At 66.3% G+C, this 13,307-nt stretch carries 14 protein-coding genes; 8 read left to right on the plus strand and 6 right to left on the minus strand.

The genetic code is table 11. The features are described 5' to 3' along the window. Positions 1-6: 6 nt before the first annotated feature. Positions 7-207, minus strand: coding sequence for a hypothetical protein (locus VGV58_RS09370; protein WP_326873744.1), 201 nt, complete (start codon positions 205-207; stop codon positions 7-9). Between the two features lie 300 nt (positions 208-507). On the opposite strand from VGV58_RS09370, the gene parE reads away from it, so the two are divergent. After that, a complete protein-coding gene (gene parE, locus VGV58_RS09375; RefSeq protein WP_414643922.1) occupies positions 508-2,571 on the plus strand; it encodes a DNA topoisomerase IV subunit B in 2,064 nt (687 codons plus the stop codon). Between the two features lie 165 nt (positions 2,572-2,736). After that, the gene (locus VGV58_RS09380; protein ID WP_326873746.1) at positions 2,737-3,651 is read left to right on the plus strand and encodes a LysR family transcriptional regulator; all 915 of its coding nucleotides are present in this window, start codon (positions 2,737-2,739) and stop codon (positions 3,649-3,651) included. Positions 3,652-3,669: 18 nt separating this feature from the next. Here the strand turns inward: VGV58_RS09380 and VGV58_RS09385 are convergent, their stop codons facing one another. Beyond that, complete coding sequence (locus tag VGV58_RS09385) at positions 3,670-4,815, minus strand: peptidoglycan-binding domain-containing protein (protein WP_326873748.1); 1,146 nt, start codon at positions 4,813-4,815, stop codon at positions 3,670-3,672. Positions 4,816-4,985: 170 nt separating this feature from the next. Here VGV58_RS09385 and VGV58_RS09390 point away from each other — a divergent pair, with 170 nt between their 5' ends. Beyond that, the gene (locus tag VGV58_RS09390) at positions 4,986-5,246 is read left to right on the plus strand and encodes a hypothetical protein (RefSeq protein ID WP_326873749.1); all 261 of its coding nucleotides are present in this window, start codon (positions 4,986-4,988) and stop codon (positions 5,244-5,246) included. 3 nt (positions 5,247-5,249) lie between these two features. On the opposite strand, the gene VGV58_RS09395 is transcribed toward VGV58_RS09390, so the two are convergent. After that, positions 5,250-5,957 carry an alpha/beta fold hydrolase gene (locus tag VGV58_RS09395; protein WP_326873750.1) on the minus strand — a complete coding sequence of 236 codons (708 nt, stop codon included), beginning with the start codon at positions 5,955-5,957 and terminating at the stop codon, positions 5,250-5,252. Positions 5,958-6,230: 273 nt separating this feature from the next. Here VGV58_RS09395 and VGV58_RS09400 point away from each other — a divergent pair, with 273 nt between their 5' ends. Next, positions 6,231-7,703 carry a DEAD/DEAH box helicase gene (locus VGV58_RS09400; protein ID WP_326873751.1) on the plus strand — a complete coding sequence of 491 codons (1,473 nt, stop codon included), beginning with the start codon at positions 6,231-6,233 and terminating at the stop codon, positions 7,701-7,703. 100 nt (positions 7,704-7,803) lie between these two features. After that, on the plus strand, positions 7,804-8,862 hold the full coding sequence (locus VGV58_RS09405) for a GGDEF domain-containing protein (RefSeq protein ID WP_326873752.1): 1,059 nt from the start codon (positions 7,804-7,806) through the stop codon (positions 8,860-8,862). 18 nt (positions 8,863-8,880) lie between these two features. On the opposite strand, the gene VGV58_RS09410 is transcribed toward VGV58_RS09405, so the two are convergent. Further along, positions 8,881-9,273, minus strand: coding sequence for a HesB/IscA family protein (locus tag VGV58_RS09410; RefSeq protein WP_326873753.1), 393 nt, complete (start codon positions 9,271-9,273; stop codon positions 8,881-8,883). A gap of 183 nt (positions 9,274-9,456) precedes the next feature. Between VGV58_RS09410 and VGV58_RS09415 the strand changes: the two genes are divergently transcribed. After that, positions 9,457-10,527 (plus strand): malate/lactate/ureidoglycolate dehydrogenase, encoded by a 1,071-nt coding sequence (locus VGV58_RS09415; protein WP_326873754.1) that lies wholly within the window; start codon positions 9,457-9,459, stop codon positions 10,525-10,527. Here the strand turns inward: VGV58_RS09415 and VGV58_RS09420 are convergent. Continuing rightward, positions 10,524-10,934: a GFA family protein gene (locus VGV58_RS09420; protein ID WP_326873755.1), complete on the minus strand. Its 411-nt coding sequence runs from the start codon at positions 10,932-10,934 to the stop codon at positions 10,524-10,526. The genes VGV58_RS09415 and VGV58_RS09420 overlap by 4 nt on opposite strands. A 55-nt stretch (positions 10,935-10,989) precedes the next feature. Then, on the minus strand, positions 10,990-12,498 hold the full coding sequence (locus VGV58_RS09425; protein ID WP_326873756.1) for a winged helix-turn-helix domain-containing tetratricopeptide repeat protein: 1,509 nt from the start codon (positions 12,496-12,498) through the stop codon (positions 10,990-10,992). A gap of 135 nt (positions 12,499-12,633) precedes the next feature. Between VGV58_RS09425 and VGV58_RS09430 the strand changes: the two genes are divergently transcribed. Together VGV58_RS09430 and VGV58_RS09435 are read left to right on the plus strand one after the other, a co-directional pair. After that, complete coding sequence (locus tag VGV58_RS09430; protein WP_326873757.1) at positions 12,634-12,828, plus strand: DUF1127 domain-containing protein; 195 nt, start codon at positions 12,634-12,636, stop codon at positions 12,826-12,828. Between the two features lie 87 nt (positions 12,829-12,915). Next, positions 12,916-13,278: an MmcQ/YjbR family DNA-binding protein gene (locus VGV58_RS09435; protein ID WP_326873758.1), complete on the plus strand. Its 363-nt coding sequence runs from the start codon at positions 12,916-12,918 to the stop codon at positions 13,276-13,278. Positions 13,279-13,307 lie beyond the last annotated feature (29 nt).

Raw genomic sequence — 13,307 nt, forward strand, 5'->3', positions numbered from 1 at the left:
AGGCGCTCAGCGCAGCGCGACGATCGCCAGACCGATCAGCGCGACGATGGCGGCGGCCCACCAGAGCCGTCGCAGTTGCGCGTTCTCGGCATCGTGCCGCGTCTCGACGCCGGAGAGTTCCTCATAAGCGAAGGCCTCGCCGGCGAAACGCGCGGCCCGCTCGAGGCCGGCAATGCGGATATTGGGTACTGCGGAACGCGACGCCACGAGACCTTCCCCCTCTAGCCAGCTTAGCCGAATGCGTTGTCGGGACCAGTCCCGATTCGCATCACGATGATGAAACCGAGGCCCTTAACGGCTGCTGAACCGACAAGCAGCGGCCAGGGTTCCCTGGCCGGCTGTGCCATCTCGGGATGACGGTTCGGCGACGGCCTCGCTCATCCTGACTTCCGGCGGCAATCCGATCGGTTTATTGCGGATGACAGGCGGGTTATAGGGGCTCCGGCAAGCGGCCGGCATGCCGATACGATATCCTGCAGACCAAGCGAATCAGCGAGTATGGTGACGATGGCGGACGATCTCTTCGGCGACGATGGCGGCAAGGAGATGCGCGAGGAATCGCGTGCGCCCGCCCCTGCGCCGAAGCCGGCCGCGCGCCCTGCCCCGCCGCCGCGCAGCGGCACGCCTTCCGAGGCCGACTATGACGCCTCGGCGATCGAGGTGCTCGAAGGGCTGGAGCCGGTGCGGCGCCGGCCGGGCATGTATATCGGCGGCACCGACGAGCGGGCGCTGCATCACCTCTTCGCCGAGGTGATCGACAACGCCATGGACGAAGCGGTCGCCGGCCATGCCAGCTTCATCGATGTCGAGCTCTTCGCCGACGGCTCGCTCGCGGTCACCGATAATGGCCGCGGCATGCCGATCGACCCGCATCCGAAGTTTCCGGACAAGTCGGCGCTCGAAGTGATCATGACGATCCTGCACGCCGGCGGAAAGTTCGACTCCAAGGTCTACGAGACCTCGGGCGGCCTGCACGGCGTCGGCGTTTCCGTCGTCAACGCGCTCTCCGATCTGGTCGAGGTCGAGGTCGCGCGCGGCCAGATGCTCTATCGCCAGAGCTTCTCGCGCGGCTTGCCGCTCGGGCCGCTGGAGACCGTCGGCCGGGCACCGAACCGGCGCGGCACGCGCGTGCGCTTCCATCCGGACGCGCAGATCTTCGGCGAAGGCGCCCATTTCGTTCCCGCCCGCCTCTTCCGCATGGCCCGCTCCAAGGCCTATCTGTTCGGCGGCGTCGAGATCCGCTGGCGCTGCGCACCTTCGCGCTTGCAGCCGGAAGGCGATGTCGCAGCCGAGGCAGTGTTCAAGTTCCCCGGGGGCTTGCGCGACTATCTCGCCCGCGAGATCGAGGGCAAGGACCTCGTCGCCGAACCGATCTTCTCTGGGAAAGTCACCAAGGAGGGCGGCCACGGCTCGCTCGAATGGGCGGTGGCCTGGCTCGCGACCGGCGAAGACGGCTTCTCCTCCTCCTATTGCAATACGATCCCGACGCCGGAAGGCGGCACGCATGAGCAGGGCCTGCGCATCGCCCTGCTGCGCGGCCTGCGCGACCATGCCGAGCGCATCGGCCAGTCCAAGCGCATGGCACAGGTCACCGCCGACGACGTGATGGCGACCTGCGCCGCCATGCTCTCGGTCTTCATCCGCGAGCCGGAATTCCAGGGCCAGACCAAGGACAAGCTGGCGACGCTGGAAGCGGCCCGCATCGTCGAGAACGCGATCCGCGATGCCTTCGACCACTGGCTCGCAGCCTCGCCGCAGCAGGCGCTGAAGCTGCTCGACTGGTCGGTCGACCGGGCCGAGGAACGCCAGCGCAGGCGCCTCGAGAAGGAAGTCTCGCGCAAGACCGCAACGCGCAAGCTGAGACTGCCCGGCAAGCTCGCCGATTGCAGCAATGCCGGCGCCGCAGGCTCCGAGCTGTTCATCGTCGAGGGCGATTCCGCCGGTGGCTCGGCCAAGCAGGCGCGCAATCGTGCCAACCAGGCGATCCTGCCGCTGCGCGGCAAGATCCTCAACGTCGCCAATGCGACGCGCGAAAAGCTCAACGCCAACCAGCAGCTCGCCGACCTGATCCTGGCGCTGGGCTGTGGCATCGGCAGCCAGTTCCGCGAAGACGATCTGCGCTACGAGAAGGTCATCGTGATGACCGACGCCGACGTCGACGGCGCCCATATCGCCTCGCTCCTGGTCACGTTCTTCTGGCGCCAGATGCCGCGCCTGATCGAGAAGGGCCATCTCTACTTGTCCGTGCCGCCACTCTATCGGCTGCGGCATGGCACCAAGTCCGTCTATGCCCGCGACGATGCCCACAAGGACGAGCTGATCGAGACTGTCTTCAAGGGCAAGAAGCCCGAAATCGGCCGCTTCAAGGGCCTGGGCGAAATGATGCCGGCCGAGCTCAAGGAGACCACGATGGACCCGAGCAAGCGCTCCTTGCTCAAGGTCATGGTCGACCATGAGGCCAAGGAAGAGACCTCCGACACGGTCGAGCGGCTGATGGGCAACAAGCCCGAGGCGCGCTTCCTCTTCATCCAGGAGCGGGCTGCCTTCGCCGGCGAGCTGATCGACCTGTGAGGCGAAGACTGGCAGGCTTTCGCGCCGGGCTCCCCGGCAAGCCTGCCGGGCTGTCTTGCCACCGACATGCGCCCATCTTGCGCGCATGCCGACAGACCCGCACGATGCCGACCATGATCCCTCCCGGCGCCACGAGCCCGCGCCCTATCTCCGGCCCTTGAGCGCATGGGCGAGCCTCCTGCCTCTCCATCTCGACGCAATGCCCTGGCCTCGGCCCAGACCTCGCTCTGGGCCGATCTCGAAATCTTCCACGCCGTCGCCGCCGCGGGCGGGCTCGCTCTGGCAGCGTCTGCGCTCGGACTGAGCGAGACGACGGTTGCGCGACGCCTGAAAGCCTTCGAGGCGCGGCTCGGCCTGCCGCTATTCAAGCGCGGTGCCAACCGTCTGATCCCGACGCAGATCGGCCTCTCGCTCGCCGCGGATGCAGCGGCGGCGGCCGAGGCGGTCGCGCGCTTCGAGACGCGGGCAAACGCCGCCCGCGCCCGCGACGATGCCCCGGTGCGCATCACGGCAACGACATCGATCAGCCTGTTCCTGACCCAGCATGCCGCCCGGCTCTCGGCCGCTGCCGGCGGCATCGAGATCGTCATTATCAGCACGCGCGAGCGGCTCGACCTGGCGCGCGGCGAGGCCGAGATTGCGATCCGGATGCGCAAGCCGCCGGAAGACGCCGGCTATTTCGGCCAGAAGGTCGGCAAGTTGGCGCAGGCCTTCTATGTCCACCGCGATATCGACCCTGCGACCGCGCCGGTGATCTCGGTGAGCCGCGACGTCTCCTCGCGCATCGAGCAGCACATCCTCGCCTGGGCCGCCGGACGACCGATCGCGGCCCGTGTCGGCGATTCCGCTGCGCGCTATGAGAGCATCCGTTCGTCCGGCGCGGTCTCGATGGCGCCCTGCTTCCTGGCGGATGCCGATGCGGGGCTGATCCGGCTGGAGGAGCCTCCGGAGGCGACCGCCGACGAGATCTTCCTGGTCTCGCATGAGAGCAGCAGGCAGCGGCCGGCTGTGCTGGCCGCTCTCGACGCCTTGCGCGCACTGTTCCGCGAGCATCGTGGCAGGCTGGAAGGCAAGCGCTGACAGCGCAGCGCTTTTTCGTCACGACGTCTGGATGCCGAGATAGAGGCAGTAGAACGGCATCGTCCAATTGTGCATGTAGTCGTATTCGCCGTCGGTCTTCAGGCGAAAATTCGCCCATTCATTGCGCCAGCGGCCAACGGGCAGGAAATCCGAGCCGGGCAGCGGCGGGCCCTGCGAGGTCACTCCGCTGCGGAACAGCCGCTTCTTGCCTTTCGAGGTTGCAGGCCGGGTCTGCGGCACGGGGTCGATGGCATAGCTGGCCGCAATGTCGAACTGCTTCTCGGCATGCGAGACGAACAGGTTGTGATCGCTGATGCCGCTCGAAAAGGTCATCGTCTCGAGCGTGTCGAACGAGAAGGCGCCATTGGTGAGGTCGCTCATCTCGGTGAGCGCCTGCCGCAGGAAGGTCGCATCCCTGGCGAAGGGCCCGAGCTCGCCGCCGGCTGCACCGGAGCGGACGATCTGCATGTAGCCGAGATTGCGCTTCTGGGCCGCGAGCGTCTGGGCGCCCCAGCGATTGACGACATGATTCAGCAGCACATAGTCGATCAAGGGCTTAGACAGCGGGTTGGTCCAGTTCAGTGCCGCGAGCCGGGCCCGCGTCTTCGGCCCCTGCCCGCCGAAGCCGTGGCTGATGCAGATCAGCAGGCGATCCGGTTTGACCTGTGCCGGCAGCAGCAGGATCACCGCGCGCTCGATACCGTCCTTGTTGCGGGCGGCGAAGATCGCGAGCCGGCCGGTCGTCGCCGGCATGATCTGGAAATCCAGTGGAGGGCCACCTGCTCCCTGCTTGTAAGTCGCGGTCTGGATCACCGCGATCGGCGGGATGACCTGCGTGATGAGGCCGTTCGCAGATGGAAAGGAACCAAGGATCTCGTCGGTGACCAGCCGAACCACCGATGGCTTCTTGGGAACCGGCATGGGTGGCGGCACCGGCAGGATATTGTTGAGATTCTTGAGCAGATTCTCGAGCAATTGCACCGTCAGCGGGCCGACGACGCCATCCTTTTCGAGCTGGTTGTTGCCCTGGAATTCCAGCACCCGGCCGTGCGTGCGCGTGCCGAAGATGCCATCGACGACAAGCTTGACGAGCCGCGTCGGCAGCAGGTTGAGCTGGTTCTGCAACAGCCGGACTGGCTCGCCCAGGGCACCCAGTTTCAGCATGCGACGCCCCTTTGACGGTGACGACCATAGGCTATCCCAACGTAAGGCCTTTATTCGCGCCAAGCGACGACGAACTGAGCGAGAGACCCTTCGCTAACCAAGTTTTTACAGCCACGGCCGCATGCTCCGTCTATCGGCGATCCACGCCCTTTGCTTTCCGGAGTTCCGCGATGCGGCTCGTCATCGCCTTCCTGCGCAACAAGCGCGGCACCATGGTCGCCGATGTCGCAAAGGCAGGCGCAGCGATCGCCTTCCTTTCCGTCATCGCCGCCAATTTCGTCTCGAACCACACCGCGCAGCTCGACCGCGACGCGATGCGCCAGGTCGCCCAGGCCGCGGCGAAGGGCCAGGCGATCGACCCGCTGGTCACCGGCTCGATCGTCAAGCGGGCCAGCGAGACGAAGCTCGACCCCTGCGTGGTCCCGCGCTGAGGCTCAATCGAGCCAGTCGAACAAAGCCGCTGTGACGAGTTCCGGCGCTTCCAGCGTCGAGAGATGGCCGCAGCCCGGTATTTCCAGATAACGCGCCTTCGCCCCGATGCCACCGGCGATCTCGCGCGCCTCGTCGGGCGGCGTGATCGCGTCCTCCGCACCGACCACGACCAGCGTCGGGACAGATATCGTCCGCAACACCGGCCGGGCATCGGACCTGCCCATGATGGCGCGCTGCTGGCGGATGAAGCCTGACGATCCTACCGCCTCGGCCATCGCCCGCACCTCCAGCCGCAGCGCCTCGTCGGCCAGCCGGTCGGGCGCGACCAGCTTCTGCCAGAGCAAGGTCACGACATTGTCGAAGGCGCCCCTTTCCGCCAGCGCGATCATCTGCTCGCGCGGCGCGTTGGTCTCGGGCGTCGGCGGCTTGGCGCTGGTGTCGAGCAAGGCGAGCCGCGTCACCCGCTGCGGTGCCCGGCGCATCAGCTCCAACGCGACATAGCCACCCATCGACAACCCGCACAGCGCGAAGCGCTCTGGTGCCGTGGCCAGCAAACGCTCGACCATGGCGGTGATCGCGTCGTCGGTGGTGTTGTCAGCGACCAGAATCTGCCGGCCCGAAGCCAAGGCGAGCCATTGCGGGGTATAGAGTGCAGGCGTGCAATTCAGGCCCGGGATCAGGACGAGCGCCTCGGGTATCTTGGTCTGCATCGCGCTCACTCCTCACGAATCCTGCTCGGGCCAATCGGACCAGGTTGAAGCAAGCCGGCCGTAAATCCCTACCCGTTTTATGTTCAGAGACCGTTCGGATGACCGCCTTGCGATGCAAGTAGATCGGAACAGGCTCTAGAATGTTGACTTTGCCCCGTTTTTTCTGCATTGCACGGGCGTCCGAAGGCGCGCAACCCAGCAAAGTCGCGCCACCGTTGCGGTCGATCGGTCATCCCGCCACGTGTCCCCGACCCTTGAGAAGCGCAGCTATCGATGTCTTTTGCCGAACTCGGCCTGAGCGATAAGGTTCTAACCGCGGTCTCCACCGCCGGCTACACGACGCCCACCCCCATCCAGGCCCAGGCCATCCCCCACGTGCTCGCCCGCAAGGACGTGCTCGGCATCGCCCAGACCGGCACCGGCAAGACCGCTGCCTTCACCCTGCCGATGCTGACCATCCTGGAAACCGGCCGCGCCCGCGCCCGGATGCCGCGTACGCTGATCCTCGAGCCAACGCGCGAGCTCGCCGCGCAGGTCGAGGAGAACTTCGTCCGCTACGGCGTCAACCAGAAGCTTTCGGTGGCGCTGCTGATCGGCGGCGTCTCCTTCGGCGATCAGGACGCCAAGATCACCCGCGGCGTCGACGTGCTGATCGCAACGCCCGGCCGCCTGCTCGACCATGTCGAGCGTGGCAAGCTGCTGCTGACCGGCGTCGAGCTGCTCGTCATCGACGAAGCCGACCGCATGCTCGACATGGGTTTCATCCCGGACATCGAGCGGGTTTGCAAGCTTGTTCCCTTCACGCGGCAGACCCTGTTCTTCACGGCGACGATGCCGCCGGAGATCACGCGGATCAGCGAGCAGTTCCTGCACAATCCGGTCCGCGTCGAGGTTGCTCGGCCCGCGACCGCCGCGGCGACGATCACGCAGCGCCTGATCGCCTCGAACAGCCAGGACTACGAGAAGCGCGAGACGCTGCGCCGGCTGATCAAGGACGCCAAGGATCTGCAGAACGCGATCGTGTTCTGCAACCGCAAACGCGATGTAGCAACGCTGCACAAGTCCCTGCAGAAGCACGGCTTCCCGGCGGTGGCCCTGCATGGCGACATGGACCAGTACGCCCGCATGGCGGCACTCGATTCCTTCCGCACCGGCGAGAACCCGATCCTGGTCGCGAGCGATGTCGCGGCGCGCGGCCTCGACATTCCGGCCGTCAGCCACGTTTTCAACTTCGACGTACCGACCCATGCCGAGGACTATGTCCACCGCATCGGCCGGACCGGCCGCGCCGGACGCGAGGGCGCCTCCTTCACCATCGTCACCCGCCATGACGACAAACTCGTCGCCGCGATCGAGAAACTGACTGGCCAGAGCATCGAATGGGCCGGGCCGGGCCTTGAGAGCCTGCCGGCAGCCGAGCCGCGTGAAGAGCGCCGTGGCCGCCGTGGCGACGACCGAAAGGGCAGCCGCCCGCAACGCGGTGGCCGCGATGGCAAGCCGTCGCGCGGCGAGCCAAGGAACGAGCACGCTCGATCCGAAGGCCGCCCCGAGCGGGCCGAGGTGGAGGCTGCGCGCAGCAACGAGGCACCGCGCGCGCCGCGCCGCGAAGAAGCGTCTGGCAACGGCGCGCAGCACGGCAACCGTGGCCGGTCGTCCCGCCGCGACGACCTCGATGACGGCCCGAAGGTCAAGGGCCTCGGCGACCACGTGCCTGCCTTCCTGCTGCGCCCCGTCCGCGTCGGCTAAAACCAGGTTTCCTGGCAACCTTGCTTTAACTTCGTCTGCCCTAGGGTCAGGCGCGTAGCGGGCGCGGAAGAATTTCGCGCCCGGCAGGGGACAGGATGTCATGACCAACAGCAGCGCAGGCTCGCCGCAGGCTCACGACTTCGCCGAGCAGGTCGTCGCAGCGATGCGACAGCATTATTCCCCGGGTTATCCGCGCGCTTTCGAAGTTTGGTACGCCCATCTCAGCGGCGAGATGCCGGCGCTCAGCATGGCGATGCAAGCTGTGATCGCCGCCAGTAATGGCGAAGTCGGCGTCGCTGACATCGATACGCTCTACGAGAAATTCGTCAGCACCGACCGCTTGTCGCGCCAGGCGGAGCGCACCAGCCTGCAGGTGCTCTCAGAGATCGAGAGCATGATGGCGCTGGTCGACCGGGCGCTCAGCTCCAGCGAGCAATATCACGGCCGGCTTTGCGCCATGTCGGAGGAAGTGCCTCCGTCAGCCGATCGGCAGAAGCTGCGCGAATGGGTCGAGGCACTGGTCCTGTCGACCCGCGAGGAGGTCGCCCGCAAGACCCAGCTCGAAGGCCAGCTGCGCGAAAGCGCGCATGAGATCCGCAATCTGCGCGAGGCGCTGGAATCGACGCGGGCCGAGGCCCTGACCGACCCTCTCACCGGCCTCGCCAATCGCCGGCATTTCGAGGAGATGCTGCAGAAGGCGATCGATCAGGCGACATTGCGGCGCGAGCCCTTCGCGCTGGTCATGGCCGATATCGACTTCTTCAAGCACTTCAACGACATGCACGGCCACCTGACGGGCGATCAGGTGCTGCGCCTGGTCGCCCGGACCATGAAGGACAAGTTCAAGGACAAGGCGATCATCACCCGCTTCGGCGGCGAGGAGTTCGCCATCATCCTGCCGGAGGCCGATGTCGTCGCCGGCAAGTTCGGCGCCGAGACGGTGCGCCAGGCGCTGCTGACACGCGAACTGGTGAAGCGCTCGACCAATGAGAGCCTTGGGCGGATCACCATCTCGCTCGGCGTCTCGGTCTATCGGCGCGGCGACACCGCGAGCTCGATCGTCGAGCGGGCCGACAATGCGCTGCTGCAGGCCAAGCGCGACGGCCGCAACCGCACCGTCACCGAGGAGGCGATCCAGGACGCCGCGAAGGTCGCCTGAGCGGCCTCCGCTATCCGATCACTGAGCGAGCGCGCTCTCCGAGCGCGGCTTGATCTCGACCGATTCGCCGCAGCCGCAGGCCGAGACCTGGTTCGGATTGTTGAAGACGAAGGTCGAGGAGAAGCGGTCGGTCTTGAAGTCGAGCTCGGTGCCGAGCAGGAACAGCACCGCCTTGGCGTCGACGATCACGGTCGCGTCCTTCTCGGTCACGACCTCGTCGCCCTTGCCCATCGCACGTGCGACCTCGAAGGTGTACTCCATGCCGGCGCAGCCGCCCTTCTTGACGCCGACGCGCAGGCCTAGCGCGGGCGCATCGGGGTTATCGCGCGCCGATTGCACCATGATCTCGCGAATGCGCCGAGCGGCGGCATCGGTCAGCGAGACCACCTTCAGGCCGGGTATCGAAAACATTCCTCGTCCCTCCTCGACCGGATTCAAGGTCCGGTGAAAACAGGATTGCTGACAGCAACATAAGGATTGGTGAGCGCAACGTCGAGATGCGCCGGCCGGGATGGCGCCATTTGCCTGCGTCCATTGCATGGAGCGCAGGCCCGTGCACTCTGGCAGGACGATTTCAGCATCCGACAGACAGCCATGACATCCTATCGCCTGCACCGGCCCGAAGCGCTCCGCGCCCTCACCCGCGCCATGATCACCGCCGCCGGCTGGAGCGATGACGAGGCGAAGGAGACGGCCGAGCATCTGGTGCTCGCCAATCTCAGCGGCCATGACAGCCATGGCGTCGGCATGCTGCCGCTCTATTTCAACTCGCTCGCCGACGGCAATCTGAAGCCGCAGTCCAAGCTTGCCGTCCGAAGCGAGCTCGGCTCTTTCCTGATCGTCGACGGCAATGTCGCGCTCGGCCAGCCAACCGCGCGCAACGCCGTCGACCGCGCCATTGCGATCGCCCAGACCGGCGGCGTCGCCGTGCTCAACCTGCTCGATTCCCACCATATCGGCCGCATCGGCCACTATTCCGAGGTCGCGGCGGCTGCCGGGCTGATCTCGGTGTTCTGGGTCAACGTCGCCGGCCGGCCGCCGATCGTCGCGCCCTTTGCCGCCAAGGAGGCGCGCTTCGGCACCAATCCGATCTCAATCGGCCTGCCGGTGCCGGGCGGCGAGCCACTGATCCTCGACTTCGCCACCAGCCGCATGGCGCACGGCAAGGCCCGCGTCGCGCTCAACAAGGGCGTCACCGTGCCGGAAGGCTACATCATCGACGGCGAGGGCCGGCCGACCCTCGAGCCCCGCCATGTCTTCGCGCAGCCAGACCTGCCGCTTGGCGCGCTGCTGCCCTTCGGCGACCACAAGGGTGCCGGCCTCTCGCTGATCGCCGAACTGCTCTCGGCCGGACTGATGGGCGCCGCCCGCATCGACCAGAAGCCGCACAAGACCTGGATCATCAATTCGCTGTTCGGTGTGCTGATCGACCCGGCCCGGCTTGAGCCGGATGCGGGCCTGCGCCAGCAGCGGATCGAGAGCTATCTCAAATTCGTGCGTGCTGCCGCCCCGCAGGACCCGGCGCAGCCCGTGCTGGCGCCCGGCGACAAGGAACGCAAGACGCGGATCGAGCGCGAGCGCGACGGCATCCCACTCGACGACGAGACCTGGTCGCAGATTGTCGCTGCGGCCAAGGCCCATGGTGTCGATGCCGAGAATTTCTAACTTTCGTTAGGCTCCGGCTGCTCGCGATCGCGGGTGTGCTGCTCGGCGCCCTTCTGGTGCGCCAGCCATGGCTCGCGCCGAATGGTCCAGAGTTCATAGGCCGGCATCAGCGCACTGGGCGGGCTGTCCAAGCTGCCGAGCTTGATCTCGGTCTCGTCGGAGCCGTCCGCCCAGCAGAACAGCGGCGAGCCGCAAGCCGGGCAGAAGCGCTCGCGACCAGCGCGGCTCTGCCAGCAGCCCAGCTCACCGGATATGGTGATGCCGGCTCTGGGCCAGATCCCGAAATAGGAGAAGGCCGAGCCGGAGCCTTTCCGGCAGGTCTCGCAATGACAGATCCCGACGCGGATCGGCTCGCCGTCGATCTCGTACCGGACCTGTCCGCAATTGCAGCCGCCTGAGAGTTTCATCGTCGCCTCGCGTTCCTGAGCGGCAGATCAACCACGCCCGACCGGGCTGGTTCCGTCACTCCGGCAGGCCGGCCTTGCGGAAACCCTCGACGAAGCGCTCGCGCAGTGCATCGTCACGGAACGGTTCCATCGCCGCCCAGTGCCGGATGCTGAAATCCGGATTGCCGACAAGGAAGAGCTCTACCTCCGCGCGCGCCTCGTCGAGTTGGCCGAGTTGGGCGAGGCTCGCCGCCAGGAAGCGACGCGAGCTCGTTCGATGGGTTTCGTTGCGCCGTAGAGCCTCGACAACAGACTGATGCTCTCCGGCCGCATAGAGCGCCTGACCGAGTGGCAGAAAATACCAGCTCGCCGGGAACGGATTCAGCCGGAACGCCTTGCGGATGTGTTCCAGACCTTCATCGACCCGCCCGGCCAGCACCGTGATGTCGGACAAGGCCGCCCAGGCATCGGCCTCGTTCGGATCAAGCTCGATCGCCCGGGCGAATTCCGCGTCCGCCGCGGCGAAGCTGCGCTCATAGGCGAGCAGATAGGCCAGTGACCAGCGGCAGCCGGCATCGCCCGGATCGAGCGCCACGGCCTTGCGCGCCAGCTCCAGGGCGATCCCGCGGGAGGCTTCGCTGGGGCCGCCGGAATGCACCCAGCCCATCCAATGATTCAGGGCAAGCCAGCGATAAGCCTCGGCATAGTCCGGGTCGAGCGCGATCGCGCGGGTCAGCAGAAGATGCGCTTCCTGCGCCGCTTGTGGTGTATCGTCCATCAGCCGGCGCGCCCGCACGCAGAGATCATAGGCTTCGAGGCTCGTCGGCCGCTTACGCGGTGGCGGCGTGCGCAGCCGGCCGAGCAGGGCCTCGACGATTCGGGCCGTGACCTCGTCCTGGACAGCGAAGATGTCATCGAGCTTGCGATCGAAGCGCTCCGCCCAGAGATGATCGCCAGTCACCTCATCGACCAGCTGGGCGTTGATACGGACTCGTCCTGCAGCCTGCCTGACGCTCCCCTCGAGCAGATATCGCACGCCGAGTTCTCCCGCGATCTCGCGCACATCCCTCGCCTTTCCCTTGTAGGCGAAGGCCGAGTTGCGGGCGATGACGAACAGCTCCGCCGTCCGGGAGAGGTCGGTGATCAGGTCCTCGGTCAGTCCGTCGGCGAAGCTTTCCTGGTCGGGATCGTTGCTGACATTGGCGAAGGGCAGCACGGCGATCGACGGCTTCGCCGGCAGCGGCAAGGGCTTTCGCCTGGGGTCGCCGAGTTGTTCGACCATGCCGGTAAAGCGATAGCCGACGCGCGGGATCGTGGCGATCCATTCACCGCCCTCGGATGACGCCCCAAGAAGTTTGCGCAGTTGCGCGATCTGGACGGTGAGATTGCCCTCCTCCACGGCCAGCCCCGGCCAGCCGGCGTCGAGCAGTTCGGCCTTGCTCAGGATCTCGTCGGGTCGTGCCACGAGCGCCGCGAGGAGCTTCAGGCCGCGATAGCTGGCGCTGACGGGGACATCGTTCTCGCGGAGCGTTCCCGCGCCCGGATCGAGCACGAACGGGCCGAAGGCGAAGCGCGATCCCTGCATGGGCTAGATCCATAGCCCGTTTGGAAGTTTTTGGAACTCTTCGGGCGCGCTTAAGGACCGCGCTGCCTGCATCCAGCAGAACGAAACCTCCCTTCACTCCGGGCGCAGAGCGCCCGCGGACCATGGGAGGTTGCCATGAACGATGCCCCCACTCTGGCAAGGCCGCCTCAAACTGCATTGCAAGGCCTGCTCGCAACCTGGTGCGAGCGGATACGCGCTCGTTGGAAGCTGGCACAGATGGCGCAAGAGAATCCACATTTGCTCAAGGATATTGGCCTGACGAAACAGCAGGTCGAGACGGAGATCGCCAAGCCATTCTGGCGACGCTAGCGGATCGGATCCCCGGCTCCGGACATCCGCTGTCTGCTATTAGGATATCCGGTGATCCGAAGAAGCGACTCGCGACAGCAGGACGATATGACCCTCGCCGAATATAACGCCTTCTGCGCCGCCCTGCCCGCGACCAGCCATGTCGTGCAATGGGGTGGCGCCGATGTCTGGAAAGTCGGCGGCAAGGTGTTCGCGCTCGGCCGCGACGATGCCGAAGGGACGCTGTTCGTCTCGTTCAAGTGCTCGCCCATTTCCTATGAGATGCTGCGCGACGCACCAGGTTGTCGCCCGGCGCCCTATCTCGCCTCGCGCGGGATGAAATGGATCCAGCGCTTCTCCGACGAAGGCCTGCCGGACGGCGCCTTCCGCGACTATCTGCGCGAGAGCCACCGGCTGGTCGCGTCCGGGCTGACGCGCAAGCTGCGTGCGGAGCTGGGGCTCGGCACCTGACAAGCAGGTCATTCTCGGGCGGAGCGAAG

Origin of the sequence: Allobosea sp., assembly GCF_035944895.1 — a bacterium.
GTDB lineage: Bacteria > Pseudomonadota > Alphaproteobacteria > Rhizobiales > Beijerinckiaceae > Allobosea.